The 26668-nt window shown below is 67.5% G+C and carries 21 protein-coding genes; 6 read left to right on the top strand and 15 right to left on the bottom strand.

Going from position 1 to position 26668, the window contains the following annotated elements:
- Positions 1–28: 28 nt before the first annotated feature.
- The 3 genes from ASF87_RS10710 to ASF87_RS10700 all read right to left on the bottom strand — a co-directional run bounded on the left by ASF87_RS10710 (position 29) and on the right by ASF87_RS10700 (position 3179).
- Positions 29–874 (bottom strand): carbohydrate ABC transporter permease, encoded by an 846-nt coding sequence (locus ASF87_RS10710; RefSeq protein ID WP_042539223.1) that lies wholly within the window; start codon positions 872–874, stop codon positions 29–31.
- 2 nt (positions 875–876) lie between these two features.
- Positions 877–1800, bottom strand: coding sequence for a carbohydrate ABC transporter permease (locus ASF87_RS10705; RefSeq protein WP_056375821.1), 924 nt, complete (start codon positions 1798–1800; stop codon positions 877–879).
- Between the two features lie 83 nt (positions 1801–1883).
- Positions 1884–3179 (bottom strand): ABC transporter substrate-binding protein, encoded by a 1296-nt coding sequence (locus ASF87_RS10700; protein ID WP_056375820.1) that lies wholly within the window; start codon positions 3177–3179, stop codon positions 1884–1886.
- 249 nt (positions 3180–3428) lie between these two features.
- Between ASF87_RS10700 and ASF87_RS10695 the strand changes: the two genes are divergently transcribed.
- Complete coding sequence (locus tag ASF87_RS10695) at positions 3429–4232, top strand: DeoR/GlpR family DNA-binding transcription regulator (protein ID WP_042539216.1); 804 nt, start codon at positions 3429–3431, stop codon at positions 4230–4232.
- A gap of 89 nt (positions 4233–4321) precedes the next feature.
- Here ASF87_RS10695 and ASF87_RS10690 read toward each other — a convergent pair whose 3' ends face one another.
- From ASF87_RS10690 to ASF87_RS10680, 3 genes are all read right to left on the bottom strand, one after another.
- Complete coding sequence (locus ASF87_RS10690) at positions 4322–8950, bottom strand: ExeM/NucH family extracellular endonuclease (protein ID WP_056375819.1); 4629 nt, start codon at positions 8948–8950, stop codon at positions 4322–4324.
- A gap of 236 nt (positions 8951–9186) precedes the next feature.
- Positions 9187–9945, bottom strand: coding sequence for an SURF1 family protein (locus ASF87_RS10685; protein ID WP_082508901.1), 759 nt, complete (start codon positions 9943–9945; stop codon positions 9187–9189).
- A 57-nt stretch (positions 9946–10002) separates the two neighbouring features.
- Positions 10003–11118: a GuaB3 family IMP dehydrogenase-related protein gene (locus ASF87_RS10680; protein WP_042539210.1), complete on the bottom strand. Its 1116-nt coding sequence runs from the start codon at positions 11116–11118 to the stop codon at positions 10003–10005.
- Between the two features lie 76 nt (positions 11119–11194).
- Here ASF87_RS10680 and ASF87_RS10675 point away from each other — a divergent pair, with 76 nt between their 5' ends.
- A complete protein-coding gene (locus tag ASF87_RS10675) occupies positions 11195–12274 on the top strand; it encodes an FAD-dependent oxidoreductase (protein ID WP_056375817.1) in 1080 nt (359 codons plus the stop codon).
- A 1-nt stretch (position 12275) separates the two neighbouring features.
- Here ASF87_RS10675 and ASF87_RS10670 read toward each other — a convergent pair whose 3' ends face one another.
- From ASF87_RS10670 to guaB, 9 genes are all read right to left on the bottom strand, one after another.
- On the bottom strand, positions 12276–13964 hold the full coding sequence (locus ASF87_RS10670; protein ID WP_056375816.1) for an ABC-F family ATP-binding cassette domain-containing protein: 1689 nt from the start codon (positions 13962–13964) through the stop codon (positions 12276–12278).
- A gap of 69 nt (positions 13965–14033) precedes the next feature.
- Entirely contained in the window at positions 14034–15818 is a 1785-nt protein-coding gene (locus ASF87_RS10665; RefSeq protein WP_056375815.1) for a PAS domain-containing sensor histidine kinase, read from the bottom strand.
- Positions 15815–16162 (bottom strand): response regulator, encoded by a 348-nt coding sequence (locus ASF87_RS10660; protein WP_056375814.1) that lies wholly within the window; start codon positions 16160–16162, stop codon positions 15815–15817. The genes ASF87_RS10665 and ASF87_RS10660 overlap by 4 nt, the downstream gene beginning before the upstream one ends.
- Positions 16159–16302 carry a hypothetical protein gene (locus ASF87_RS17840; RefSeq protein WP_164481683.1) on the bottom strand — a complete coding sequence of 48 codons (144 nt, stop codon included), beginning with the start codon at positions 16300–16302 and terminating at the stop codon, positions 16159–16161. The genes ASF87_RS10660 and ASF87_RS17840 overlap by 4 nt, the downstream gene beginning before the upstream one ends.
- A complete protein-coding gene (locus ASF87_RS10655) occupies positions 16299–17801 on the bottom strand; it encodes a glycosyltransferase family 2 protein (RefSeq protein WP_235558924.1) in 1503 nt (500 codons plus the stop codon). Before ASF87_RS10655 ends, ASF87_RS17840 begins: the two co-directional genes overlap by 4 nt.
- Positions 17786–18499 carry a PHP domain-containing protein gene (locus ASF87_RS10650; protein ID WP_042539200.1) on the bottom strand — a complete coding sequence of 238 codons (714 nt, stop codon included), beginning with the start codon at positions 18497–18499 and terminating at the stop codon, positions 17786–17788. Before ASF87_RS10650 ends, ASF87_RS10655 begins: the two co-directional genes overlap by 16 nt.
- Positions 18496–19485 carry an ATP-grasp domain-containing protein gene (locus ASF87_RS10645; RefSeq protein WP_056375813.1) on the bottom strand — a complete coding sequence of 330 codons (990 nt, stop codon included), beginning with the start codon at positions 19483–19485 and terminating at the stop codon, positions 18496–18498. Before ASF87_RS10645 ends, ASF87_RS10650 begins: the two co-directional genes overlap by 4 nt.
- Complete coding sequence (locus ASF87_RS10640; RefSeq protein WP_235558923.1) at positions 19485–20543, bottom strand: response regulator; 1059 nt, start codon at positions 20541–20543, stop codon at positions 19485–19487. Before ASF87_RS10640 ends, ASF87_RS10645 begins: the two co-directional genes overlap by 1 nt.
- 178 nt (positions 20544–20721) lie before the next feature.
- Positions 20722–22224, bottom strand: coding sequence for an IMP dehydrogenase (guaB, locus tag ASF87_RS10635; protein ID WP_056375811.1), 1503 nt, complete (start codon positions 22222–22224; stop codon positions 20722–20724).
- 299 nt (positions 22225–22523) lie between these two features.
- Between guaB and ASF87_RS10630 the strand changes: the two genes are divergently transcribed.
- Genes ASF87_RS10630 through ASF87_RS10615 form a run of 4 tightly spaced genes read left to right on the top strand, consistent with a single transcriptional unit; the run spans position 22524 to position 26599 of the window.
- Complete coding sequence (locus tag ASF87_RS10630) at positions 22524–23840, top strand: branched-chain amino acid ABC transporter permease (RefSeq protein WP_056376456.1); 1317 nt, start codon at positions 22524–22526, stop codon at positions 23838–23840.
- Between the two features lie 5 nt (positions 23841–23845).
- Positions 23846–24823, top strand: a complete 978-nt coding sequence (locus ASF87_RS10625; protein WP_056375810.1) for a branched-chain amino acid ABC transporter permease — start codon at positions 23846–23848, stop codon at positions 24821–24823.
- Between the two features lie 46 nt (positions 24824–24869).
- A complete protein-coding gene (locus tag ASF87_RS10620; protein WP_056376455.1) occupies positions 24870–25835 on the top strand; it encodes an ABC transporter ATP-binding protein in 966 nt (321 codons plus the stop codon).
- Entirely contained in the window at positions 25832–26599 is a 768-nt protein-coding gene (locus tag ASF87_RS10615; protein WP_042539190.1) for an ABC transporter ATP-binding protein, read from the top strand. The genes ASF87_RS10620 and ASF87_RS10615 overlap by 4 nt, the downstream gene beginning before the upstream one ends.
- Positions 26600–26668: the final 69 nt, after the last annotated feature.

The following is a 26668-nucleotide window of genomic DNA, read 5'->3' as shown; positions in this document are numbered from 1 at the left end:
TGGTGGTCGGTTGTCCGTCGGCGCGACGTCAGCTCTTCACGGACCCCGCCGTGAGACCGCTGATGAAGTACCGCTGGAAGATGAGGAAGAGGATCAGCACGGGGATGGACCCGAGCACGCTCATCGCCATGATCTGGTTCCACTCGTATGAGTGCTGGCCCATGAGCAGCTGGATGCCGATGGGAACCGTGCGCATGTCGATGGTGCGGGTCAGCGTCAGCGCGAACAGGTACTCGTTCCACGCGATCATGAACGTGTAGATGCCGACTGAGACGATGCCGGGAACCGAGATCGGCACCAGGATCCGCCAGAGGGCGGTCATGGACCCGGCGCCGTCGACACGGACGGCCTCGTCGAGCTCCTTCGGCAGGGTGTTGAAGTAGCCGGTCATCATGATGATCGCGTAGGGCAGCGTGAACACCATGTAGGTGAGGATCAGGCCGAGGTACGAGTTGTACAGCCCGAGCGCGACCATGAGTCCGAAGTACGGGATCAACAGCGTGATCGGAGGCACGGCCTGCACGCTGACGATCACCACGTTCAGGATGCGCTTGCCCCGGAACTCGAACCGGCTGAACGCGTAGGCCGCCTGGATCGCCACCAGCAGGGTGAGGATCGTGACCGACCCCGCCACGATGTAGCTGTTCAGGAAGAACCGCATGGTCTCGGGGTTCGTGAAGATCGCGATGTAGGCGTCGAACGAGAACGTGTCGGTGATCAGCCGCGGGGGAAGCTCGAAGATCTGCGTGTTCGACTTGAACGAGCTCGACAGCATCCACAGCACGGGACCGGCGGCGAAGACCGCGCCGATGATGAGACCGATGGTCAGGCCCGTCTTGGCGACACGGCGCTGGGCGAGGGCGGTGAGAGCCATGATCAGTCCCTCGCTTTCTGGTGACGGACGTAGAACACGGCGAGCACCATCGACATCAGCAGGACCAGAACCGCGGAGGTCGCCGCGAGCGAGAAGTCGTATTTGGCGAAGGCGAGCTTGTAGGTGAAGGTGCTGAGCACCTCTGTGACATCGATCGGTCCGCCACCCGTGGTCATCCAGATGAGGGCGAACTGCTGCGAGGTCCAGATCAGGTCGAGCAGCACCAGGCTGATGATGATGGGACGCAGCTGCGGGATGGTGACGTTCCAGAACCGCTGCACGCTGTTCGCGCCGTCGACGGTCGCAGCCTCGTGCAGTTCGGCCGGAACTCCCTGGAGGCCCGCGAGCAGACTCACCATGAAGAACGGGTAGCCGGCCCAGATGTTGATGAAGATGATGGTGCCCAGCGCGAGCTGCGGAGAGGCGAGCCACTCGATGTCGGTGTTGAGCAGGAAGTTGACCACGCCGTTCGGGGCGAGGAGCATGCGCCAGAGCACGGCGATCACCGCGACGGTGAAGAGCCACGGCAAGACATAGAGAGCCCGGAAGAGCGAACGCGAGAACCGACCGAGCAGGGGGCTGTTGAGCATCATCGCGAACGCGAGACCCAGCACGAGGTGCGCTGCGACGCTCGCCACCGTGAAGAGGATGGTGTTGCCCGTCGCCTTCCAGAAGCCGGGATCCGAGAGTATCTCGACATAGTTCCCGATTCCGACGAACTCCGGTGACTTGTTCAGGATCACGTTGTCCTGGAACGAGTACCCGATCACCATCACGATCGGGATGATCATCAGCACGAACAGCAGGATGATCGTCGGCGAGAGGAATCCGTACGACTCCGTAGTCTTGCGCAGCTGTCGGCGTCGCCGCGACAGCGCGACCCCTGTGACGATCACCTCGGTGTCGTCTGACATCTTCAGGCTCATGGGAACCGGTGCTCCTTGGTTGGTCGGGTGCCGCACCGGACTCGTCGCGATGCGGCACCCCGTTCAGGTGGGGAGGCGGAGGATCAGAACTCCGCTTCCCAGGCCCCTTGCGCGGTCTTGAGCGCGTCGTCGATCGACTGCTGCCCGTCGAAGGCCGACTGCAGCTGCTCACCGAGCAGACGCATCAGCTCTTCGGCGACGGGGAGTCCGGTGAACTCATTCGCCGGGTAGCCCGCCTGGTAGATGTCGAACGCCTGCTTGAACAGCTCGTCGTCGTTCACGAAGTCAGGGACCGACTTCGAGTTGCCGGGGAAGGCCTTGGCCATCGTCGAGAGCTCGGAGTTGGTCTGCTCGCTCATGAGGAACTCGACCAGCTTGAACGCGGCGTCCTTGTGCTCCGAGTTCTCGGCCACGCCGATGCCCCAGGATGCGTACGGGATGCCCCGCTCGCCGTCGTATCCGTCTTCAGCCGGAAGCGCCGAGATCGAGAACTGCAGATCGGGGTTGGTCTCGCGGATCAGGTTGATGTGCGCCAGCGAGTCGATCATCATTCCGACGCGGCCGTTCGTGAACTCCTCGACCTTGTCCTGCTCCTTCATCGTGAAGGAGCCCGAGGCGATCGAGCCGTCGTCCCACATGCCGCCGATGAAATCGACCGCCGAGGTCACGTCGTCGTTCGTCAGATCGGGCTGGCCATCCTTGAGCATCGAGCCGCCAGAGGCCCAGACCCACGACATGACGTCGTTCTGCACGCCGTTCGGAGCCTCCAACGAGAGGGGGAGGACCCAACCCGAGACGTCGCCACCGAGGGCCGAGACCTTCGAGGCTGCGTCCGCGAACTCCGAACGGGTGGTGGGTGGAGCAGTGACGCCCGCGTCGGCGAGCAGGGTGTCGTTCGTGAACATCGGGTAGACGAAGTTCACGACGGGGATCATGTAGGTGCTGCCGTCGACCTGGATCTGACTCGCCAGCTCGCTGTCGTCGTAGTCGTTCTCCTCCATGAGGGCGGTCAGGTCGGCGATGACGCCCTGCGACGCGAAGTCGTTGACCCATGCGCCGTCGAGGCCGACGACGTCGGGCATGGTGCCGGATGCCGCGCCGGCGAAGAGCTGCTCCTTGGTCGATGCGTACGGTCCGCTCACGAGCTCGACCGTGATGCCGGGGTTCGCGTCTTCGAACTCGTCGATGAGCGCTCGGAACTCGCCGTCGGGGAGCTCCGGCTCCCACCACTGCGCGAATTCGATCGTTACGTCTCCGCCATCCCCGCCGTCGGTTCCGCTGTCGCCTGCCGCGCACCCAGCCACGGCCAGGACTGTCACGGCTGCTGTCGCGGCGCCGGCGAGCTTGAGAATGCGTCGCCCTCGTCCCACTGTGATCATCACTTCTCCTCTTCGAGATCGTGCCGCACACGCGCTTCGATGCTTGTTCATGCGGTTTTGAGCAATGTTATGCGTTCATTTGCCGGAACGTCAAGCACTTCTTTGCACTATTCGGTGGATGTAATCACAGATTCGTTCCCGTATCGCCGTCACGGCGCGGGCTGCGGACACGATCCGCCCCGCAACGAATCTGCAGTTTTCTGCTGAACTCTGCCGAATTTCTCGCTCGTATGTGCTAGAGATGGGTGCATGGAAGCAACCGCACCGTCGCCCAAGCGCCGCCTCCCGGCGGGTCGGAAGGCGGATCTCGCCTCGTATGTCGAGCAGGTGGGAGAGGTGACCGTCGGCGGCCTCGCCGAACATTTCCACGTCTCCATCGACACGATTCGCCGCGATCTCGACCAGCTCGACCGTGAAGGCGTCGTCATCCGCACACACGGAGGAGCTGTCAGCGCGGAGGGGCAGCTGAAAGACCGGGCGCTCGACGTCCGCCTGCGGATGCAGACCGAGGAGAAGGAGACGATCGCGCGCCTCGCCGCGGGACTCATCGACGATGGAGCAGTCGTGATGCTCAACGCCGGCACGACCACCCTGGCCCTCGCGCGGGCGCTCCGCAACCACCGGGATCTCACGATCGCGACGAACAACCTGCGGATCCCCGCCGAGATCTCCCCTTCCGCCTTCCGCGACCTCTACGTGTTCGGTGGCGCTGTGCGAGCGATCACCCAGGCCACCACCGGGCCCGTCACGTTCATGATGACCCCGGGAGGACCCGAGGTGGACATCCGCTGCGATCTGGCACTGATCGCCGTGGGTGCCATCGACGAGGCCGGCTTCTCGACCTCGAACATGGGCGACGCGAACATGATGGCCGAGATGATCCAGCGCGCCGATCGCACCGCGATCCTCGCGGACTCGTCGAAGTTCGGGCGGCGACTGTTCGCCCAGGTGACGACTCTGGACCGCGCGGACTACCTGGTGACGGACACTCCACCGGAATCGGCGTTCGCGACCGCCCTCGCTCAGGCCGAGGTCGAGGTCATCTCCGCCTGAACGGCGACCGCGCCCACGCACGACGAAGGCCGCCGGGATCGCTCCCGACGGCCTTCTTGTGAGTCAGGCGGACATGCCGCCTATCGAGGTCAGAACCAGCCGTTGATGAGATCCCACAGCCAGTCGATGATGCCACCGATGATGCCGCCCGCACGGTTGACGGTGACCGTGGCTGTCGCCTCGTCGCCGTCCGCCTGCGACACGGCGACCGTGTACTTGCCGGGCTGAGTGCTCTTCGGCACTGTCACGGACGTCGAGAAGGTGCCATCGGCCCTGACCTGGACGGTGCCGACCTCGACGGCCGAGCCCTTCTTCGGTCGCAGCTCGACGGTCACGGTCTCGCCGGGCTCGTAGCCCTCACCGGTGATCTTCAGCTTCTTGCCGGCGGCCACCTTCGAGGATCCGAGGTCGATGGAGCCGGCGAACTCGACCGGCTCCTCACCCGCGATCGTGAACGGCACCTGCACGGTCGTCCCCGTACCTGCGACGGCGACGGTGAGCAGCTGCTCTCCGAAGACGCCCGAGGGAACCGCGAAGCTGAGCGACGCGCGCCCCACCTCGTCGGTCGTGTCGACGATGGTCGGGTCGACTGCACCCGAGGCGAGCTGAGTGCCGCCGAGCGACAGAGACACCTCACCCGGCGCCTGCTCCCCCGCGCTGAACGCCAGCGACGAGAGTGCGACGGTCACCTGGTCGCCGGCGCTGTAGCCGTCGGCATCCGGCGCGCTGACCGAGACACCCACCGCACGCTGCGCGAGGTCGGGCGTCGCCGTCTTGTTCGCGTCGAACCAGTCGACCATCGACTGCAGATCGATCTTGCCGGTGTCGCGCTTGCCCGTCCCCTCCCTGAAGGTGAAGAAGTTGTCTCCACCCGCGGCGAGGAACGAGTTGGCTGCGACCGTGTAGTTCGCCGCCGGGTCGATCGCGGTTCCGTTGAGGGTGATCGACGTGACGCGCGAGCCCTGGGCCGCGGCCGGGTCGTACGTGTAGACGAGCCCCTCCGAGACGCCGAGCTTGAGGAACGGACGGGCCGACCCTGCGGGCTGCCACTGCTCCTCGAGGACGCCCTTCAGCTGCACACCGGTGAGCGTCAACGTCACCAGCGTGTTGGCGAACGGCTGCACCGTCGCCGCCTCGCGGTAGGTGACGTTGCCATTCGGGTCGCTCGCATTCGACGACGCGTATGTCAGGTTCGCACGGATGCCACCCGGGTTCATCAGCGCGATGTCCGCACCGGTGGACCACTTCTGCACGTCGGCGACGAAGTTGCCGATAGTGGACTCGCCACCGCGGTTCTCCGAGCCGTTCGTCTGGCGAGCCCGGTTGAAGTCGGCCGTGATGTCTCCGACCTTCACCGCACCGAGCACATCCGCCTCGGCCTTCGCCTTCGCCACGATGTCGGCGACCTCCGGAACCGCTGGGTAGAGCGGCTGGCCGGCGGCGGTGAGGGGCTTGATCTCGTTCGTGATCGAGATCAGGTCCTTCGTCTTCGGGTCGACCTGGAGGTTCATGAGCCCCAGGTTCTCGCCGTACTGGCCGGCCGAGACGACGGGACGACCGTCGATGACGTGGTTGTACGCGAGGTGGGTGTGCGCCGACACGATCGCGTCGACATCCTCATCGACCCCGTAGACGATCTCGCCCAGCGGCGAATCCGGAGTGATGCTCGACAGTTCGACGCTGGACGCGCCCTCGTGGACGAGGAGGATGACGACATCCGCCTCACCGTTGGAAGCTTCCCCGTCACGCAGGTCGTCGGCCACGGCGTTCACCGAGTCGACGATGCTGCGCACCTCGAGATCGGCGATGCCCTCGGGGGACACGAGCGAGTCGAGGTCCTCCGTGACAGCCCCGACGAAACCGACGCGCACGCCGTCGAGTTCCTTGACCCAGGCCGGGGCGAGCGCGGGCTCGCCGGTCTCTGTCACGAACACGTTCGACGAGATGTACTCCCAGTCCGCGCGGTCCTGCACACGGTCGCGCAGGTCCTCCCAGCCCTGGTCGAACTCGTGGTTGCCCGCCGCGCTGACGTCGAGACCTGCAGCGTTGAGCGCGTCGATCGTCGGGTTGTCGTCGTTGATGAACGAGGTGAACGTCGACGCGCCGATCAGGTCGCCGGCTCCGGCGAAGATCGTGTTCGGGTTCTCCTCACGGAACTGCTTGACGGCGCCCGCGACCACTGCGGCACCGGCGGCAGCGCCGTCGGCTTCGATCCGACCGTGGAAGTCGTTGATCGTGACGACGTCGATGCTCACCGGCGGGATCTCCGAGGAGACGCCGACGATGATCGGGTCGTGGTCGCTGGAGCGGAACGGCGTGCCCGCCTCGGTGGCACCGAACGCGTAGCCGCGATCGCTCCACTCCGGAGAGTTGATGCTCCACACCCCCGCGCCCGTGATCGACGCGGCCAGCGACGGCGATGCGAGTACGTGGTCGAGCGAGCCGAGCTCGCCGTCGAACGAGTAGGTGTGCTCGTCGGGTGCCTTCTCGCGCGCGACATCGCTCCAGCCCTCGCTCGTGAAGACCTCGATCGGGTCTTCCTTCGCGTAGGCGTTGAAGTCGCCGATGAGCAATATGTCGCTGCTTCCTGTGGACTCCTCGATCTCCGTGGTGAACCCCTTGAGCGAGTTCGCCTGCTTCACGCGGTCGGCGTTGAAGAAGCCCTGTCCGTCTGCGGGCTCTGCGCCACCGCCCTCGGGCGCCGACTTCGACTTGAAGTGGTTCGCGACCACGGTGACCACACGGCCGTCGATGTCGAAGGCCTGCGCGATCGGCTCGCGGGCGTTGCCCCACACCGTCTCGTCCGTGACAGTGAGGCTCTCGCCCACAGTGCTGACGTCGTCCTTCTTGTAGATGATCGCGCTGGTGATGAAGTCCGTGGTCGCCGAGTCGTTCAGCTCGTCGGGGGTGCGGACGTAGTCCCACTCCTCGCTGCCCAGAGCATCGTTGAGTCCGTCGACCAGATCGGCGAGCGCCTCGTCGAGCGAGCCGCCGAGCTTGATCGAGTTCTCGATCTCCATGAGAGAGACGATCTCTGCGTCCAGCCCGTTGATGGCCGCGACGATCTTGGACTTCTGGATGTCGAACTGGGCCGCGTTCGCCGCGCCCCGAGCGTTCGAGTTCTCGCTCTTGAGCGTCGTGAAGTAGTTGAACACGTTGAACGACGCGACCTGCACGTCTCCGCCCACGGTCGGTGCCGTGTCGGTGCGGGGGTTCGTCGCCTCGAAGCCCGCCTTCAGGTCGGCCGACGACGTGCTGTCGATCGGCACGACCGGCTGCAGACGCCAGTCGTCGAAACCGTACTGGAGCACATATCCGCTGTCGCTGAAGTCGACGGTGTCGCCGTTGCGGACGACGACGTCCTTCGTGAAGTACGGCTGGTCGTTCGGGTGCCCGCTGTTCGAGACCTGGATCGACCATCCGTCGTCGAGCAGGATGCGGTTGGCCCGATTCGCCGCCGCGATCGCGGAAGCCTCGGCGCCGGGGCGCACGGTCTCGGTGCTCTTGACGTTCAGGGCAGCTCCGGCGTTCAGCCAGAGCGTGCCGAAGTTGAAGAGCTGGTGGCTGGACGCGAGGCGGTAGGTGCCTGCGGGCGCCACGTACATGTTCTCGTACTGCTCGCGGGCGGCGCCGACTGCGGCGTCGGGAAGAGGCGTGACCTCGGGAACGCCCACGCCTGCCTGCACCACCGAGATGCCGTTCAGCGACGCGGGGTTGATCTGGGTCTGGCCGAAGTACTCGCTGACCGAGCCGGTGATCGAGACGAGGTCGCCGATCGCGAGCGTAGGCGCGAGCGCGTTGAGGAAGACGAAGACGCCGTCCGATGCTCCCGGCGTGGCGTCGGTCGCTCCGCCGGATCCCTCGGTCTGGATGACGACGCCCTTGTAGCCGCCCGTCCGGTAGTCGGCCGTGACGACGCCCTCGACCGTGACGGTCTGGCCGTTCAGCGGCGAGACGTCGGTCGTGCCCTGCACGTCGGCGATGGACACCTCGGTGGGCTCGGGTTCGGGCTCGGGGTCGGGATCGGGAACCGTGCCGGCGTTCTGCGGCGTGATGGTCGACGACAGGCTGAAGTCGGCCTTGTTGTCGTCGGTGTCCTTGCCTCCGGTGCGGTTGAGCGACTTCACGTCGGTGTTGCCCGTGGGCGGCGTCGCCGCTGCGGTCTCGAAGGTGTTCGAGGTGCCGTAGCCGAGCACGTCGATGACGCCGTCGACCCCGGTGACCGAGCCGGGGGTCAGCGTGACCGCCGCCGTGCCCTCGACCAGTGCGAGCGTGCCGTTCGTGCCGCTCGGGTTGAGGGTGCTCACGGCATCGGCCGCGGGGAGGGCGGCGCCGTTGGCCCCGTTGCTGCCTGCCTGCACGAGATAGTGGCCCCCGGCGGGGATGGCGCCGGTCAGCGGTGCGACGCCGTTGGAGCCTCCCGTTCCCGTCGCCGATCGGTACTGCAGCGAGAGCCCGTCGAGGGTGACGGGCGCGGCCGTGGGGTTGTAGAGCTCGATGAACTTGTTCGTGAACGCCGCACCGGCGCTGCCTCCGGAGAGGTACGCCTCGTTGATCACCACCCCCGTCCCTGAGACGTCTGCGGAGGCTGGCGCGGCGATCAGGGCGCTGGCGCCGAGAGCTGCGACGCAGGTGGCGGCGAGGACGCCGAGACGCCCCCGACTTCTGCGATCTGACCCGGGAACCTGCTGGTTCGCGGCGTCGGGAGCGGACATCATCTGTGTTGTCTCCTCGGGTATGGTCTGGCGACGGCTCTCGTGAAACCGCGTCTGTGCGAGCTCTCAGCCGACGCACATGTGAGCGAGCATACGGACGCCTTCGGACATCCTCAACGGAGTTTTCCGATTGGTAACCAAGCCCTCACCGAACGTCCCAAAGGGCCCCTGACGAAGGTGGAATATCGCGTGGAGAAGCGCTCAGATGCGCGCGGCCGATCGCGCGAATGCGCGGTGACTCAGGCAGTCCCGCCGGTGCCGGCGGCTGCGTCCTCGAACTCCTCGACCTCGCGCTCCCACTGGTCCTTCGCGAGTCGGTACCAGAGGTAGAACGCGAACCCGGCGAAGATCGCCCATTCCGCCGCGTAGAAGATGTTCAGCCAGTTCACCGGCGACTGCTCGTCGGGCGCCGGTGACGAGATGTCGGTGAGACCCGCCGTCGCCGTGACGGAGGCCAAGTACGGCCGATAGACATCCAGGTCGTCGACGTCGTGCCAGTGGCTGAGGAGCGCCGCGGTCGACATCCGGTCCATGCGCTGCGGATCGTCCTTCGGCGGCAGGGAGGGGCCCTCGTCCGAGATGACGCGTCCGATGATCGATGCTTCTGCGTCGCCCTCGTTCAGCTCCGCCACGGCCGCATCGGCGACCGCGCGGTCGGCGGTCCAGCCGATCGCGACCGCTATCGACGTGCGCTCCGCGACTCGCAGCTGACCGGTCACCCAGTAGCCTTCGACATCGTCGTTGAATCGGCTCGACACGATGAGGAAGTCATCGGGGATCCACGTTCCGGTCGTCTCGACCTTCTGCCCGACGAGCGGCTCCGGCAGATACTGCCCCGGCTCGACGACATCGGTCAGCGGCCGCACCTGCTCGGTCGCTCCGGCGGGCGGCGGATCGGTCTCGATGGCGCGCTCGAGCTGCCATTGGCCGAGCCACGCGAACACGCCGGCGACGACCAGGCACAGCACGAGCATCCCGATCCAGCGTCCCCGGAGCATGACCTCGCGGAGGGTCGGCGGGAACAGAGCAGCAGAAGTCACAGCGTCGTGCGCGCCTCAGGCCTCGTAGGGCGCGAGGACGACCTCGACCCGCTGGAACTCCTTGAGGTCGGAGTATCCGGTGGTGGCCATCGACTTGCGCAGCGCCCCGATCAGGTTCGACGTGCCGTCGGCGACGGGGGCAGGACCGTAGAGGATCTCCTCCAGCGTGCCGATGCCGCCGACCTCGACGCGGCGGCCGCGCGGGAGCTTCGGGTGGTGCGCTTCGGGACCCCAGTGGAAGCCGCGACCCGGTGCGTCCGTGGCGCGGGCGAGTGCGACGCCGAGCATGACCGCGTCGGCGCCCATCGCGAGCGCCTTGACGATGTCGCCGGAGGTGCCGACGCCGCCGTCTGCGATCACGTGCACGTAGCGTCCGCCGGACTCGTCGAGGTAGTCGCGACGGGCGGCGGCGACGTCCGAGACGGCCGTGGCCATCGGGGCATGGATGCCGAGCGTGGCCCGGGTGGTCGATGCCGCTCCCCCGCCGAACCCGACGAGGACGCCGGCCGCGCCCGTGCGCATGAGGTGCAGCGCCGCGGTGTAGGTGGCGGCTCCGCCGACGATGACGGGCACGTCGAGGTCGTAGATGAATTTCTTGAGGTTGAGCGGTTCGTCGACGCTCGAGACGTGCTCGGCCGACACCGTGGTGCCGCGGATGACGAACAGGTCGACGCCGGCCGCAGCGACGGTGTCGTAGAACTCCTGCGTGCGCTGCGGGGTCAGTGATCCGGCGACGGTCACGCCGGCCTCGCGGATCTCGGCGAGGCGCTGCGTGATGAGCGCCGGCTTGATCGGCTCGGAGTAGAGCTGCTGCATGCGCGCGGTCGCCTCGCCCTCGTCGAGGGCGGCGATCTCGGCGAGAAGCGGCTCAGGGTTCTCGTAGCGGGTCCACAGGCCCTCGAGGTCGAGGACGCCGAGTCCGCCGAGCTGCCCGAGCATGATCGCGGTCTGCGGGCTCACGACGGAGTCCATCGGGGCGCCGAGCACCGGGATGCCGAATCCGAAGGCGTCGATGGTCCAGGCCGTCGACACGTCCTCCGGGTTGCGGGTGCGCCTCGAGGGCACCACCGCGATGTCGTCGAACGTGTACGCGCGACGCGCACGCTTGCCTCGGCCGAGCTCGATCTCCATGGTCACCACCCCAGACTACCGGGCGCACGCGATGACACCGACGGCTGGGAGACTGAGAAGGAGCTCGGGAGGCAATATGTCGGATTCGATGGAGGTCGCCGTCATCGGCGGCGGCGTGATGGGCCTCGCGACCGCGTGGGAGCTCGCCCGGCGAGGGCTGAAGCCTGTCGTGTTCGACCGTTTCGCCCGCGGACACCACCAGGGGGCCTCGCACGGCGCGACACGCAACTTCAACAATGCCTACGACGAAGAGCACTACCTCGACCTGCTCGTGCGCGCGCGTGAGGGGTGGAATGCCCTGGGGCAGGTCGACGGCGAGCCGCTGCTGCGCCTCCATGGCCTCGTGACCCACGGCGATGTCGACCTCGCCGTGATCCAGCGGCGTCTGATCGAGCGCGGCATCCACGCCGAGACGCTGACGGCCGGCGAGGCATCGTCGCGATGGTCGGGCATGCGGTTCGGCGACGACGTGCTGTTCTCCCGCGATGCCGGTGTCGCCCGAGCATCCGCCGCGATGGGTGAGCTCGAGCGACGCATCGTGGCCGCGGGAGGCGAGGTGCGCTGGGAGACCCCCGTGGCGCGCATCGAGGAGACCGACGAGGGCGTCGACATCGTGCTGTCCGAAGAGCGGGTGCGGACGGACGTCGTCGTCGTCGCGGTCGGCGCCTGGACCGAGCGGATGTTGCCCGGCATCCGCCTGCCTCGGCTGGAGGTCACCGAGGAGTTTCCCGCGCACTTCCGACCCACAGGGGACGACGTGTGGCCGTCGTTCAATCACTATGTCGACCCCGACATCCACCCCGCGACGGTCTACGGCATGCCGACGCCCGGCGAGGGGGTCAAGGTCGGCTTCCACCGCGTGGGCGACGTCGTCGACCCCGATGCCCGTCCACACGCGGTCACGCACGCGCGGGCTCTCGCGGACTACGTGCGCGAGTGGATGCCGGGCCTCGACCCGGCATCCGCGGTTCCCGTCAGCTGCACCTACACCTCGACCGATGACAGCGCCTTCGTGCTCGATCGGCGCGGACGGATCGTGGTGGGTGCAGGCTTCTCGGGGCACGGGTTCAAGTTCGCACCGGGAGTGGGGGCCACCCTCGCGGACCTCGCGCTCGACCCGACCGCCCTCGCGTCCGCGCCTTTCCGCCCGCCCTGACTCAGCGGGCCCGCGCCACCCGACGCTCGTCCCACACCGGAGCATCGGACTCGTAGACCTCGCCGTCTGCCCCGAACACGAGGAACCGGTCGAACGAGCGCGCGAACCAGCGATCGTGGGTGACCGCGAGCACGGTGCCTTCGAAGCGCTTCAGGGCGTCCTCAAGGGCCTCTGCCGACTCGATGTCGAGGTTGTCCGTCGGCTCGTCGAGCAGCAGCAGCGTCGCGCCCGAGAGCTCGAGCAGCAGCACCTGGAAGCGCGCCTGCTGCCCGCCGGAGAGCGATTCGAAGGGCTGCTGGGCCTGGCGGACGAGCCCGTACCGGTCGAGCGCCGAGCTGGCTGCGTCCCTCGGCATCCCCGCCCGCCGCTCGTCGCCTCTGTGCAGGATCTCGAGCAGTGTTCGGCCGACGAACTCGGGATGCGCATGCGTCTGGGCGAACAGCCCCGGCACGACGCGCGCGCCGAGCGTGGCCCGCCCGCTGTGATCGACGGGAGCCAGCTGCTCCCCCGTGGAGGTCACGTGGCCCAGCGACGGATCCGGGTCGCTGCCTCCGCGCGCGAGCAGGCGGAGGAAGTGCGACTTGCCCGAGCCGTTCGACCCGAGCACGGCCACCCGATCGCCGTACCAGACCTCGGCATCGAACGGCCGCATCAGGCCGCTGAGCTCGAGCCGCTGCGCGACCACCGCGCGTTTGCCGGTGCGTGCTCCGCGCAGTCGCATGTCGAAGTCCTGAGCCGGCGGCCGCTCCTCCGGCGGACCAGCCTCTTCGAACTTGCGCAGACGGGTCTGCGCTGCCTGATACCGCGACGCGAATCCGTCGTTCGCCGATGCCTTGACCTTGAGGTTCGCGACGAGGGTGCGCAGCTTCTCATGCTGCTCGTCCCACCGACGGCGGAGTTCGTCGAGCCTGTCCATCCGGTCGCTGCGCGCCTGGTGGTAGGTTGCGAACCCGCCACCGTGCACCCATGCCGAGGCGCCGGCGCCGCCGGGTTCGAGAGTGATCAGGCGATCGACCGCCCGCGCCAGGAGCTCTCGATCGTGCGAGACGAGCAGCACGGTCTTCGGCGTCTGTCTCAGCTGCTCCTCGAGCCAGCGCTTCGTGGGCACGTCGAGGTAGTTGTCGGGCTCGTCGAGCAGCAGCACCTCGTCCGGTCCGCGCAGCAGCGCCTCCAGAGCGAGCCGCTTCTGCTCGCCGCCCGACAGCGTCGTGAGGTCACGGTACCGCGCACGCTCGTACGGCACGCCGAGAGCGGCGACCGTGCACTGATCCCACACGGTCTCGTGCTCGTACCCGCCGGCATCCGCGTACTCCGCGATCGCCGTCGCGTAGGCCATCTGGGTGTCGTGCTCATCCCGTTCGATCAGCGCGTCCTCCGCCGCCTCGAGAGCCACCGCCGCCTGACGGATGCGCCGAGGCGCCACTCTCACGAGCAGCTCGTGAACGGTCTGGCCGGTCTCACCGTGGCCGACGAACTGATCCATCACACCGAGCCCGCCGTCGATCGTCACGACCCCGGCGTCTGCGGCCTGATCGCCTCGGATGATGCGGAGCAGCGTCGTCTTGCCTGCCCCGTTGGGTCCGATGAGCGCGCTCGTCGAACCGGCTCCGACGCGGAACGTCGTCTCGTCCAACAGCGGTCTGCCGTCAGGAAGGGTCAGCGAGACCCCTCCAACATCTATGTATCCCACCGTGCGTGGCCGTCCTTCCGCCCGCATGGCGAGCCGACCAGGCTATCAGCTACCGGAGCCGACTGCGGGTCAGGATCGACGGCCGACCACCTGGATCGCCTCGGTGCGAGGGGCCACCGGGAGAAGCATCCGGAACTCGGTGCCGACGCCCTCCCTGCTCGTCACATCCATCGAGCCGCCGTGGGCGAGCACGATCGCCCGAGTGATCGTGAGCCCCAGCCCGACACCGGGCACCGCGTTTCGGGTCGCGGTCGACGCGCGGAAGAACCGGGTGAACAGCATGCCCTGCTCGTCTTCGGGGATCCCCACCCCGGTGTCGCGCACGGCGAGCTCGACGGCTCCGTCGACCTCGCGCAGGCTCGCGGTCACCCGCCCTCCCGCCGCGGTGAACTTGATCGCGTTCGACAGCAGATTGTCGAGGGCCTGCCCGATACGTCCCGCATCCACGGTCATCAGCACCGGACTCGTCGGGACCTCGGCGAGGATCTCGATGCCCTGCCGCTGCGCGTGCGGCCCCGAAGACGCGACGGCGCTGCGCACCAGCTCGGCGACGTCGGCTTCTCGGCGTTCGAGCGGGAATCGACCGGACTCGACCTGGGCGGTGAAGAGCAGGTCGCCGACGAGATTCAGCAGCCGCTGCGCGTTGCGCTCGATGATGTCGACGAACTCCTGCTGATCCGACGTGAGGGGCTGGGCCGGATCGTTCTGCAGAAGGTCGAGGAATCCGATGATCGCGCTCAGCGGTGTGCGCAGCTCGTGCGAGATCATCCCGACGAACTCGTCCTTCATGCGTGCGACCTCGACCGCCCGGGTCTCGTCGGTGATCACCAGCAGGTAGCCGTGTCGCGACCCGTCGGAATCCTGGTACGGGGTGACAGTGACGCGGGCGGGGACCGTCGAACCGCCCTCCCTCGCCACGTCGATGTGCGAATCCACCGGCAGCCCGGCGTCAGCGTCGTCGAAAAGGGCGCGCAGGCCGGGGTGGAGCTCATCGCCCGGCGTCGGCCCATGCTCGGGGACGAACGGGGCGAGCGCATGCGACGGGAAGAACCGGTCGACCTGCACCGCAGCGAGCGCATCGGGCACCTCCATGCCGAGCAGCCGCACAGCGCCCGGATTCCAGGCCGTGATGGTTCCACGGTTGTCGGTCGCGATGACGGCCTGTCCGGTGATCGAGTTCCACAGGCTCGTGAAGGACTCGGAGAGCGCGCGGTACTGCTGCTCGCTCGACTTCAGCTGCTCGAGGATCTCCTCGTTGGCCGCCAGAGCGGCGGTGCGCTCGACGACATGGGCCTCGGCCTGGGTGGTGCGAAGACGTTGCTGGCGCGACAGCTCATTGACGATGGCCCCCACCGTCGCGAAGACCAGCGGCCCGATCACACCGCGCAGCCAGTCGGCCGGGGCCTCGGGCGGGTCGATGATGTTCGGCATGACCAGGGCGATGGACGACAGGACCCCCACGATGACGACCTGCCGGCGCCCCGGTGCGGCCGCGATCCAGATCACCGGCAGGAGGACGAAGGACGAGAAGAGCGAAGCCGGCCCGCCGGTGCCTGTCCTGATGGCGCCCAAGGCGACGATGTCGATCATCGGGATGAGCATCACGACCCAGCCCTCGTACACACCTCGCACCGAGAGCACGGCCGCAAGCGCTGTGACGGCGGCGATGGTGACGAGCCCGAAGATCGCGACAGCCGCGTCCGTCACCGGGATCCCCGGGACGGTCCACATGAGCACGGCCGCGACGGCGACCGCGATCGCCGTCGGGCCCTGCTTCATCAGGGGCGTCGGGTTGTCGAAGTAGCGGCGCCAGCTGCGCTCCAACGACTGCTGCACGGTGCTGGTCGGAGTCATCGTGTCGCTTCTCGCAGGAGCGCTCGCAGATCCGCACCGATGATCGGCTTGGGAAGCGCGGCATCGGCGTCGGGGTAGTCCGCGACATCGAGCACCGAGCTCACGATGAGGAAGCAGTCGGGGAAGCGGGCCTTGATGAGACGCGCCAGCTCCGTTCCACTGATGCCGGGGAGCAGCAGGTCGAGCACGGCGACGGCCGGAGATATCGTCGCGAACGCAGCGATCGCCGTCTCGGCATCCGCCGCCGCGTACACGTCGAACCCCTCGCGGTCGAGGTAGCGCTTCAGCAGCGCCGTCTGATCTGCGCTGTCCTCGACCACGAGGGCCAGCGGCCGCGCGGTCATCGCAGGAACAGCTCTCGCACGATCACGATGACGACGACGATGCCCATGGCGAGGAGCGCCTGCGGGATCAGGAGCTTCTCGCGACGCGCATCGGCGGCGATCTCCTCCTCCTCGGCGCTTCTCGAAGGTGCTTCGGTCATGAGTCGACCCGTCCGATCTTCTCGGTCTTGATCCATGCGGCGTCGGCATGGCGCCACTCTTTGATGTACGAATCCACGGTGATGGCGCAGAGAAGCGACCCATACCCGCAGATGTAGAGCAGGAGGCCGGCGAAGAAGCGGCCGCCTGGCAGTCGCTCCACCGCGCGAGCGAGCCAGATGCCGAGCATCGAGATCGGCCCCCAGAGGTAGAAGACGACCGCCCAGGTGAACCGGGTCTCATCCGTGACGGCGATCCCGAGACCGCTCAGCCCCGCCTCGAACAGCCAGGGGAACAGCGCGATCGCCATCAGGATGAGAGCCCCGAGTCCGGGGAACATCAGCGCCTCGCGCCAGGATTGGCGGCCGATCCGCCCGTCGAGCTGCACCGCGTAGAGCATCGAGAACAGATAGATGCAGGCTGCGGAGATCCACATGAAGCGGAAGACGAACTCGGCGATGTCGCTGTGCAGGACGAGCAGCACGAGCAGCGCCGTGGCGGCGAGGATCATGAACGCCGGCAACAGCAGGATTGTGAACCACGCGAGACCGAATGCGAAGCTGCCCAGATTGTGCACGCGGCTGGGTCGGAACCAGAGATGGCGGTAGATCGAGGTCAGCTGCACGTTGCCTCTCGCCCACCGCAGGCGCTGCTTCCAGAGACTGTCGATGGTGCGGGGCTCCTCGGCGAGCACGACCGCGTGGGGCTCGAAGACCATACGGCGCCCCGCCAGCTGACCCTCGAACGTCGTCATCGTGTCTTCGGCGAGCGTGCCGGTCGGGATCCGACCGCCGATGGCCTCCAGGTTCGCCCGCGAATGCAGCTGCGCGCCGCCGGCCAGGCACGCGATCGCTCCCCCGACGTTCTGGGTGCGCCGGGCCGAGAGCTGTCCGATGACATACTCGATCGCGATGAACCGGGTGAGGTAGTTGCGGTCGCGGCTGCCCTCGGCGATGTAGGCCGTGACGGCCCCGACCTTCTCATCGGCCAGGTGCCGGCTCATCTTCCGCAGCGAGTCCCGCGCGAAGATCACGTCGGCGTCCATGATCAGGACCGCTTCGGTCCACTCGTCCGCGAGCACGATGTCGAGCCCGTGATTCAGCGTGTGCGCCTTGCCCTCGCCGCCCTTGTCGCGGCGCAGGTGCACGACGCGTCCGGGGTACGCCGCAGCCTTCGCCGCGACAACCTCCGGGGTGTCATCCGTCGACGCATCGTCGATGACGAAGATCCGCAGCCGGTCGGCCGGGTACTCCAGCTGCGTGAGGCGTTCGATCGCCTGCCCGAGCACGAGCCCCTCGTTCCAGGCGGGGATCAGCACGGCGATGCGGGGGTGGTGCGGAGCTGCCTTGCCGTAGTGGTTGCGGAAGGCATGGATCGGGAGCACGAGGAACTGCAGGCCCGTGTTGATGACAGGCAGCGTTCCGACCAGCACGCAGAGGAGCAGGAACACGACGACGACGGTCTCGACCCAGTTCAGCTCGGGCATCAGCGAGCCCTCCATCCGTCGAGGATCTCCACCACGCGCGAATAGCGTCCGACATCGGAGGCCACATGGCTGTCGGTCGACGCGACGATCTCGGCGCCGGCGCCGTGCAGTGCGTCGAGAAGCGGGATACCGGGGCACCCCCACTTCTCGTTCACCTCGACGATCGTGTCGGTCTCGGCCGCCGTCTTCGCCCAGGCCGCGATGCGATCGGCACCGAGGTCGTTCTCGGAGAGACCGATCTTGGGCAGGATCGAGAAGCAGTGCGCCAGCTGGTTCCCCGGGTGGCGGCGCATGGCCGAGATCAGCGCGGAGACCAGCTGATCGAGCGCGTCCTCCGGAGCCCAGCCGCCCTCGATCCGCTCTCGGACGACGCTCGGACCGAGCGGTCCGTCGACGCCGGGGAACTGATGATCGGCGATCAGGATGCGGTCGATCCCGGTGGGCAGCTCGGGGATGTCGAGGTCACCCGAGGCATCGAGGATCTTCGCCTCCACCCCGGTCAGCACGGTGAGACCGTCGGGCACCTGCAGCGACCGCACGGCCGCGAGATAGTCGGGCACCCAGGGTGTGGATCGGCGCACATGGTCGACCAGGCGCACGGTGGCGAGCCCCGCCGCGGATGCCGCCGCGACGTTCTCGGCGAGAGTCGAGACCGCGTCGTCCGAGAACGTCGAATGCACGTGATGATCGCCTCGGAGCAGCGCGTGAGTCACAGCTCCTCCTGATGCCCCGCGTGCGCGGAGACGAGGACCTCGTCGACGTCGAGGATCACGTCCTTGAGGAACCGCACCGAGGCGACCTCGCGGAAAGGGATCTTCGACGGGATCTCACGACCCAGGAACAGATCGGCGACGAGCGAGGGGATGTCGACGCCGGCGGCGATCGTGAGCGGAAGAGCACCCGGGAACCGCGGATTGACCTCGAGCAGCACGGCACGGCCTGCGCGGTCCCGCCGGAGCTGCACGTTGGCGACGCCCACGAGTCCGATGGCACGAGCGATCGACGCCGCGGCGCTCTCGAGCTCTTCGTCGTGCACCGTGCGTCCGGCGATCGCGACACCCGAGTCGACCCTGGCGCGGGTGCGCGGCACAGCCGCCACCACCGCACCCGAGGCGTCTGCGATCACATCCACGGAGTACTCCTCGCCGGGGAGGAAGTCCTGCACGATGAGTCCCTCATCCTCGGGCAGCGCGTCGAGCGCCGCGCGGTCGGGGACGACTCGCACGCCACGGCTGCCCGCACCCTGGCGAGGCTTGGCGAAGGCCGGGAACTCCCAGTCGACCGCCCGGGCGTCGGGACCCGCGAGCACGGTGCGCGGGGTGAGCCCCGTCGCCTCGCAGCGCTCGGCGAGCGCCAGCTTGTCGAGCGCCACCGAGAGCGTGTCCTGCGAGGGCGCGGCGAGCACGGCCGGGGCCAGCTCGTCGCGTCGGCCGGCGAGTGCCGCGAGCTCGACATCCACCGTGGAGATCACGAGGTCGAGTCGATCCTCCTCGACCATGCGGGCGATCGTCGAGACGAAGTCCTCGTCGCGCCCCGGTGGCACGAGACGCCGGTGCGTCGGCGGGACGAGGTAGATCCCGCTGGCCCAGCCGTCCATGTCGGCCGCGAAGACCTCGAGGTCGGATCGGCGCAGGAGCGAGCGGATCACGGCCACTCCGGCAGGGCCTCCTGCACCGGTCACCAGCACGCGCGCGGTCATCAGCTCTCCCTTCGAGTGAGCTCGTGGGCGCCGACGAACTCGGCGGTCTCGCGCACGACCTCGAGCGGCTCCACGGCCGCTCCGCCGCCGAAACGCGACCAGTATCGAGCCGTGGCCGTCACGAAGTCGGGGTCCAGGTAGTCGCGCGTCGCCGTCTGCGAGCCGAAGCACTCGAGCAGGCGCAGCTTCTGAGCGATGTACTGATCGATCCGCACGAAGCGCGTCGGACGGAAGTCGATGGTGGCCGAGGGGCTCTGGTAGCAGGCGACGGTGCCGACCCTGCGGGTCGCGGCGATCGTCGCCTCGCTCACGGCGCGGTGATCCTGGTGACGGTCGTTGGACGAGTGGGTGTAGACGATCGTCGGCTGCACCTCCTGAACGACCTCCTCGATCAACCGCACGGTGGCACCGCCGCCGGAGATCTCGGTGTCCACGAGGTCTTTGACGAACAGGCGCGCGTCGAGGATCTCGGCCGAGGCGAGCGACTCGTGCTGCCGACTGTCGGCGTCTCCACCGCGCGCACCGCGCGAGAGGGTGAGGATGGTGATCGAGTCGCCGGCCTGGGCGTGCGCCGCGAGGATCCCGCCCACGCCGATCTCGACATCGTCGGGGTGCGCGCCGATGGCGAGCACGACCTCTTTGGTGCGGCCGGCTTCACGTCGCGCGCGGCCCTCGGTCGCCAGCCGCTGCACGGCCTCGACGAGCTTCAGATTGTCGAGCGGCTTCGTGAGGAACTCGTCGGCCTGCGCGCGCAGGGCCGACACCGCGTACTCGACCGAGACGTGCGCGGTCATCACGATCACAGGCAGCAGGGGATCATTGCGACGCAGCTCTGCCAGCAGCTCGAGCCCGTCGAGACCGGGCATCTCGATGTCGGTGACGACGACGTCAGGGGTGAAGGTCTCGAGTCGCTCGACGGCGGACTGCCCGTCGTGCGCGACCGCGACCTCACAGCCGGCCCGCCTCTCGAGCACGGTCTTCACGAGCAGGGCGACGTCAGGGTCGTCATCGACGACGAGGACGCGGGGAGCATCCTGGGGCATATCTGCGGCTCTCATTGGGGAAGTCCCCTGCCGATCAGCGTCCGGCATGTCACTCCCTGCGCCCTTCGCGCCGAGAGCTCGAGGGGAAGTCGAGCGGGTGTCTCTAAATACTGGCATATCAATAGACCGCAACGACCGCGCCGCACGACAGAGGGCCGGATGCTGTCGCATCCGGCCCTCTGTCTCTTCTGTCTCAGCGCTTGTAGTTCGGCGCCTCGACCACGATCTGCACGTCGTGCGGGTGCGACTCCTTGAGCCCGGCCGCGGTGATGCGCACGAACTTGCCGCGCTGCTTGAGTTCTTCGATGGTGCGCGCACCGACGTAGAACATCGACTGGCGCAGCCCGCCGACCAGCTGGTACGCGACGGCCCCGACAGGACCGCGATACGGCACCTGACCCTCGATGCCCTCGGGGATGAGCTTGTCGTCGCTCGGCACATCGGCCTGGAAGTAGCGGTCCTTGGAATACGAGGTCTGCTTGCCGCGTGTCTGCATCGCTCCGAGCGACCCCATTCCGCGGTACTGCTTGAACTGCTTGCCCGACTGGAACACGATCTCGCCCGGCGATTCGTCGGTGCCGGCGAGCAGCGAGCCGAGCATCACGGCGTCAGCACCGGCGACGAGGGCCTTGGCGATGTCGCCCGAGTACTGCAGTCCGCCGTCGGCGATCACGGGCACACCGGCGGGGCGTGCCGCGAGCGATGCCTCGTACACGGCGGTGACCTGGGGCACGCCGACGCCCGCGACGACGCGCGTGGTGCAGATGGAGCCGGGTCCGACGCCGACCTTGACGGCGTCGACGCCCGCGTCGACGAGCGCCTGAGCGCCCTCGCGGGTCGCGACGTTTCCGCCGATCACATCGATGTGCGCGAAGCTCTCGTCGGCCTTGAGCCGCTTGACGAGGTCGATCACGCCCTGAGACTGGCCGTTGGCCGTGTCGACCACGAGCACGTCGACGCCGGCATCGCGCAGCGCCTCCGCGCGCTCCCAGGCGTCTCCGAAGAATCCGATGGCCGCGCCGACGCGCAGGCGACCCTGGTCGTCCTTCGTCGCCAGCGGGTACTTCTCGCTCTTGTCGAAGTCCTTGATGGTGATGAGGCCGGCGAGCCTGCCGTCGTCGTCGATGAGCGGCAGCTTCTCGACGCGGTGGTGCGCGAAGAGCGCGATGACCTCGCCTGCGGCCACGCCCACCGGTGCGGTGACGAGGCCCTCCGACGTCATGACGTCCTTCACGAAGGTGGTCTGACGCTCGAAACCCGACACGAACCGCATGTCGCGGTTGGTGATGATGCCGACGAGACGGCCGTCGGGGTCGACGACAGGAAGGCCCGAGATGCGGTACTTGGCGCAGAGCGCGTCGACCTCTTCGACGGTCGCATCCGGCGACGTCGTGATCGGGTCGGTGATCATGCCCGACTCGCTGCGCTTGACGCGGTCGACGTGCGCGGCCTGATCGGCGATCGAGAGGTTGCGGTGCAGGATGCCGATGCCGCCCTCTCGTGCCATCGCGATGGCCATCCGAGACTCGGTGACGGTGTCCATCGCGCTGGACAGCAGCGGTGTCGCGACCGAGATCCGGCGGGTGATCCGCGACGAGGTGTCGGCCTCGCTGGGGATGACGTCGGTGTGCCCCGGGAGGAGCAGCACGTCGTCGTATGTGAGTCCGACGAAGCCGAAGGGGTCGTGCTGGTCCATGGATTGTCCTCCTGCGGGCGCGATCTGGGGGCGAGGGTGTACCAATTCTAAGCGTCGGGAGCCTGAGGAAATTCCCGGTCGTCGCGCGCTCCCGCGCAGCACGACACGCGGAGACGCTCCGGATTCGCAACTTCGTGATGGGATCGTTCTCACCGTGAGCAGATCGTGCCTTGGTTGAAACAGAGCCGACACATTACGCTCATACCGTCGTACATCAGGGCCGATGCACAACTCCGTCATGGCCTGTGTACTGGGCTGGAGGTTCTGTGCGTCCGACGATCTCGGCGAATCGAAGCGGAATGCGGTGGGTCATCATCCTGCTCGCGTCGCTCCTCGCCATCGCTTTCCTGTGGTTGCAGCCTCCTGCAGCGGCCTCCGCCGAAGAGACGGACGACGGGCAGGAGATCACCGACTTCTACTTCGCCGGCGTCATCACCTTCGACGACGACCCGGTCGAAGGCGTCGTCATGACGATCGAGGGCGGCGGCTTCGAGGGCGAGACCGAGACGGACGCCGAGGGCAAGTGGCGCCTGTACGTGCCTGAGAAGGACACCTACACGCTCACCGTCGACGAGGAGACGCTCCCCGACGGTGTGATCGTCGACGCGGCGCAGCTACCGGAGGGCACTCAGCCCATCGCCGGCACGACGGCGTCGTTCGAGGTCGAGTTCGGTCTGACCGGCACCAAGATCCTCAACCTCTTCCTCGGCGAGGGCGAGAGGATGACGACGTCCTTCATCGATCAGCTCCTCTCGCGTCTCGTGGGCGGTCTGAACTTCGGTCTGCTGCTCGCACTCGCCTCGATGGGCGCCGCGCTCATCTACGGCACCACCCGGCTGTCGAACTTCGCGCACGCCGAGATGGTCACCTGGGGCGGCCTGGTCGCCCTCGTGACGACGAGCTTCTGGCATCTCGACCTCTGGGTCGGGATCATCGCGGCTGTCATCGGCGGCGGCCTCTTCGGCTGGGCACTGGACGCCGGCATCTGGCGTCCGCTGCGAAGACGAGGGCTCGGGGTCGTGCAGCTGATGATCGTCAGCATCGGCCTGTCCCTCGCCCTGCGCTACGCCTTCCAATACATGATCGGCGGCGGCACCCGCCAGCTTCCCGGAGCGAGCCCCGAGCCCTTCCGGTTCGGTCCGATCTCGCTGTCGTACATCGACCTGATTGGAATCGTCGTCAGCATCGTAGTGATCGTCGGGGTCGCGTTCTTCCTCACACGCACCCGCATCGGCAAGGCCACCAGGGCGATCTCCGACAACCCGCAGCTCGCGGCCGCGTCGGGCATCGACGTCGACAAGGTCGTTCGCTACGTCTGGATCCTGTCCGGCACCCTCGCGGCGATCTCCGGCATCCTCTGGGCGTACTTCCGCCCCGGTGTGAAGTGGGACATGGGCATGCAGATGCTGCTGCTCATCTTCGCCGCCATCACCCTCGGCGGCCTCGGCACCGCGTTCGGCGCGCTCGTCGGCTCCCTCATCGTCGGCATCGCGGTCGAGGTCTCCACCCTCTGGATCCCCTCGGATCTGAAGTATGCGAGCGCCCTGGTCGTGCTCATCGTGATCCTCCTCGTCAGACCGCAGGGCCTGCTGGGACGCAGGGAAAGGTTGGGCTGATCGCCATGGACTTCGGAAGCATCTTCTCGAACACAGCCGCTTATCTGTTCAGCCCCGTCACCCTGGCGTACGCGCTGGCGGCGACCGGTCTGGCCGTGCACTTCGGATACGCGGGACTCCTCAACTTCGGCATGGCCGCCTTCATGGCCATCGGCGGATACGGCTACGCCATCTCGGTGCTGACCTTCGGTCTCCCCTGGTGGATCGGCATGCTGATCGGCCTCGTCGGCGGCGCGTTGTTCGCCGTCCTCCTCGGTATCCCGACACTGCGGCTGCGGGCCGACTACCTCGCCATCGCGACGATCGCGGCCGGTGAGATCGTGCGACTGCTCTTCACCACCCAGATCTTCGACGAGTACACCAACTCGGCCGACGGTCTCGCGCAGTTCAACGGCGGGTTCCGCGACGCCAACCCCTTCCCGCCGGGCACCTACGGGTTCGGGCCGTGGACCTACAGCGCGAACGACCTGTGGAACCGGGTATTCGGCCTGATCGTCCTCGCCGTCGCCATCCTCCTGGTCTGGTCGCTCATGCGCAGCCCGTGGGGGCGCGTGCTCAAGGGCATCCGAGAAGACGAGGACGCCGTGCGCTCGCTCGGCAAGAACGTCTTCGCCTACAAGATGCAGGCGCTCGTGGTCGGCGGTGTGATCGGCGCGGCCGGAGGAATCGTGTTCGTCCTCCCCTCGGCTGTGGTCCCCGGGAGCTACACGACCTCGCTCACGTTCTTCCTCTGGACTGCGCTGCTGCTCGGCGGAGCAGCCACGGTGTTCGGCCCGACGCTCGGCGCGATCCTCTTCTGGGTCGTGTTCGCGTTCATGGCGAACCTGCTGCCGTCCATGGCGAAGGCGGGAATCCTGCCGATGTCCGACAGCCAGGCCTCGACCCTGGTGTTCATCTTCGTCGGCATCGCCCTGATGCTGCTCGTGATCTTCCGACCTCAGGGCATCCTCGGAGACAAGAGGGAGATGACCTTTGTCAAATGAACTGACCCCCGACGAGAGCGCCGAGACGGCGCCCGCAACCGGGAGCATCCGACGCCCCAAGACCACCGGTCTCGCGAAGGGGCCTGCGGCCCCCGGCGTGCCGAAGGTCGACCCGATCCTCGTGGCCGACGCCGTGCAGCGACGCTTCGGCGGCCTGACCGCCGTCGACGTCGATCACGTCGAGATCCCGCGCGGCGCGATCACCGCGCTGATCGGTCCGAACGGCGCGGGCAAGACGACGCTGTTCAACCTGCTGTGCGGGTTCGACAAACCCAACAGCGGCACCTGGTCGTTCGACGGGGTGAGCCTCTCGGGCGTCCCGTCGTTCAAGGTGGCGCGCATGGGACAGGTGCGCACGTTCCAGCTGACCAAGTCGCTGTCGCTCCTCACGGTGCTCGAGAACATGAAGCTCGGGGCTCCGGGGCAGCGCGGCGAGGGTTTCTGGTCGAGCCTCTTCCCGTTCCTGTGGCGCAAGCAGGACCAGGAGATCGAGGGCAAGGCGCGCGAGCTGCTCGCCCGTTTCAAGCTCGACGCCAAGGAGAAGGACTTCGCCGCATCGCTCTCGGGCGGGCAGCGCAAGCTCCTCGAGATGGCCCGCGCTCTGATGAGCGACCCGACCCTGGTGATGCTCGACGAGCCGATGGCCGGCGTCAACCCGGCCCTCACGCAGTCGCTGCTCGACCACATCCTCGATCTCAAGGGCCTCGGGATGACCGTGCTGTTCGTCGAGCACGACATGCACATGGTCCGCCACATCGCCGACTGGGTCGTGGTCATGGCGGAGGGTCGCATCGTCGCCGAGGGACCCCCGGACGAGGTCATGGAAGACCCCGCGGTGGTCGACGCCTACCTCGGCGCGCACCAGGATCTCGATCTCGGTGCCGTCACCGGTCGCATCCCCGTGATCGAGAATGCCGCAGCAGCCAGACTCCGAGAGCAGATCGAAGCAGAAGCCGAGGCGGAGCTCGAAGCGACGAGCACCCTCGATTCCGACCAGAAGGGCACCGCATGAGCGCCGCCACCCCCGCAGCGTCGTCGCCGTCACCCGACGACATCGTCGTCGAGCTCAAGGACGTGCACGCCGGATACCTCCCCGGAGTGAACATCCTCAACGGCGCGAACCTGGTCGCACGTCAAGGAGAGCTGATCGGCATCATCGGCCCCAACGGCGCGGGCAAGTCGACCCTGTTGAAGGCGATCTTCGGCATGGTCAACATCCGCGGCGGCGACGTCACCCTGAACGGGGACAGCATCGTCGGGTTGAAGGCAGACAAGCTCGTCAAACGCGGCGTCGCCTTCGTGCCGCAGACGAACAACGTCTTCCCCTCGCTCTCGATCGAGGAGAACCTGCAGATGGGGCTCTACCAGAACCCCAAGATCTACGCAGAGCGCCTCGAGTTCGTCACCGGCATCTTCGCCGAGCTCGGCAAGCGCCTCAAGCAGCGCGCGGGCTCGCTCTCGGGCGGTGAGCGCCAGATGGTGGCGATGTCGCGGGCGCTCATGATGGACCCGTCGGTGCTGCTGCTCGACGAGCCCTCCGCCGGCCTCTCCCCCGTGCGCCAGGACGACGCGTTCATCCGCGTCTCCGACATCAACAAGGCGGGAGTGACCACGATCATGGTCGAGCAGAACGCACGTCGCTGCCTGCAGATCTGCGACCGCGGCTACGTGCTCGACCAGGGCAAGGACGCGTACGAGGGCACAGGGCGCGACCTGCTGAACGATCCGAAGGTCATCGGCCTCTACCTCGGCACGCTCGGCACCGACGCGGCCTGAGGCGGCAGACAGAGAGAAGGGGCGGATGCTGCGGCATCCGCCCCTTCTCTCTGTCTGCGGCTCTGTCCG

This window comes from Microbacterium sp. Leaf161 (genome assembly GCF_001423645.1).
Taxonomy (GTDB): domain Bacteria; phylum Actinomycetota; class Actinomycetes; order Actinomycetales; family Microbacteriaceae; genus Microbacterium; species Microbacterium forte.
The sequence above is the reverse complement of the archived record's forward strand: the minus strand, read 5'-3'. Positions and strand labels throughout refer to the sequence as shown.

What these genes read in the sequence shown, in the direction of transcription:
- ASF87_RS10710 (WP_042539223.1), bottom strand. Translation starts at nt 874, where the DNA reads ATGGCTCTCACCGCCCTCGCCCAGCGCCGTGTCGCCAAGACGGGCCTG.
- ASF87_RS10705 (WP_056375821.1), bottom strand. Translation starts at nt 1,800, where the DNA reads ATGAGCCTGAAGATGTCAGACGACACCGAGGTGATCGTCACAGGGGTC.
- ASF87_RS10700 (WP_056375820.1), bottom strand. Translation starts at nt 3,179, where the DNA reads ATGATCACAGTGGGACGAGGGCGACGCATTCTCAAGCTCGCCGGCGCC.
- ASF87_RS10695 (WP_042539216.1), top strand. Translation starts at nt 3,429, where the DNA reads ATGGAAGCAACCGCACCGTCGCCCAAGCGCCGCCTCCCGGCGGGTCGG.
- ASF87_RS10690 (WP_056375819.1), bottom strand. Translation starts at nt 8,950, where the DNA reads ATGATGTCCGCTCCCGACGCCGCGAACCAGCAGGTTCCCGGGTCAGAT.
- ASF87_RS10685 (WP_082508901.1), bottom strand. Translation starts at nt 9,945, where the DNA reads ATGCTCCGGGGACGCTGGATCGGGATGCTCGTGCTGTGCCTGGTCGTC.
- ASF87_RS10680 (WP_042539210.1), bottom strand. Translation starts at nt 11,118, where the DNA reads ATGGAGATCGAGCTCGGCCGAGGCAAGCGTGCGCGTCGCGCGTACACG.
- ASF87_RS10675 (WP_056375817.1), top strand. Translation starts at nt 11,195, where the DNA reads ATGTCGGATTCGATGGAGGTCGCCGTCATCGGCGGCGGCGTGATGGGC.
- ASF87_RS10665 (WP_056375815.1), bottom strand. Translation starts at nt 15,818, where the DNA reads ATGACTCCGACCAGCACCGTGCAGCAGTCGTTGGAGCGCAGCTGGCGC.
- ASF87_RS10660 (WP_056375814.1), bottom strand. Translation starts at nt 16,162, where the DNA reads ATGACCGCGCGGCCGCTGGCCCTCGTGGTCGAGGACAGCGCAGATCAG.
- ASF87_RS17840 (WP_164481683.1), bottom strand. Translation starts at nt 16,302, where the DNA reads ATGACCGAAGCACCTTCGAGAAGCGCCGAGGAGGAGGAGATCGCCGCC.
- ASF87_RS10655 (WP_235558924.1), bottom strand. Translation starts at nt 17,801, where the DNA reads ATGGAGGGCTCGCTGATGCCCGAGCTGAACTGGGTCGAGACCGTCGTC.
- ASF87_RS10645 (WP_056375813.1), bottom strand. Translation starts at nt 19,485, where the DNA reads ATGACCGCGCGCGTGCTGGTGACCGGTGCAGGAGGCCCTGCCGGAGTG.
- ASF87_RS10640 (WP_235558923.1), bottom strand. Translation starts at nt 20,543, where the DNA reads ATGAGAGCCGCAGATATGCCCCAGGATGCTCCCCGCGTCCTCGTCGTC.
- guaB (WP_056375811.1), bottom strand. Translation starts at nt 22,224, where the DNA reads ATGGACCAGCACGACCCCTTCGGCTTCGTCGGACTCACATACGACGAC.
- ASF87_RS10630 (WP_056376456.1), top strand. Translation starts at nt 22,524, where the DNA reads ATGCGGTGGGTCATCATCCTGCTCGCGTCGCTCCTCGCCATCGCTTTC.
- ASF87_RS10625 (WP_056375810.1), top strand. Translation starts at nt 23,846, where the DNA reads ATGGACTTCGGAAGCATCTTCTCGAACACAGCCGCTTATCTGTTCAGC.
- ASF87_RS10615 (WP_042539190.1), top strand. Translation starts at nt 25,832, where the DNA reads ATGAGCGCCGCCACCCCCGCAGCGTCGTCGCCGTCACCCGACGACATC.